Origin of the sequence: Mesorhizobium sp. M5C.F.Ca.ET.164.01.1.1 (genome assembly GCF_004792125.1) — a bacterium.
GTDB classification, from domain to species: Bacteria; Pseudomonadota; Alphaproteobacteria; order Rhizobiales; family Rhizobiaceae; genus Mesorhizobium; species Mesorhizobium wenxiniae.
In genome coordinates, this window is the sequence record NZ_SRTG01000389.1 from 1 (window position 1) to 319 (window position 319).

Here is a 319-nt window from a genome sequence, read left to right on the forward strand (position 1 = left end):
TGCGCGCCTACCTCAACTGGGGCGAGGCCTGCCCCACCTATCTGCAAGGCGACTTCGCCTTCGCCATCTGGGACAGCGAACGCCAGGCGCTGTTTTGCGCCCGCGACCATTTCGGGGTCAAACCCTTCTACTATCATGCGAGCGACCGGCGGTTTGCTTTCGCCTCGGAGATCGGACCGCTTCTCGGCCTCGATGAGGTCGGCAGCCGCCTCAGCGAGCACCAGATTTCCGGCTTTCTCGCAGGGCTGCCGGATGATCCGCAATCCACGGCTTACACCGACATTTTTCGCTTGCCGGCCCGCCACAGCCTGACGGTGAC

Annotated in this window: 1 pseudogene; it reads left to right on the forward strand. The window is 63.6% G+C overall.

From position 1 onward, the window contains the following. Nucleotides 1–319, forward strand: a pseudogene (locus EN807_RS33935) (asparagine synthetase B); the annotation flags it as partial.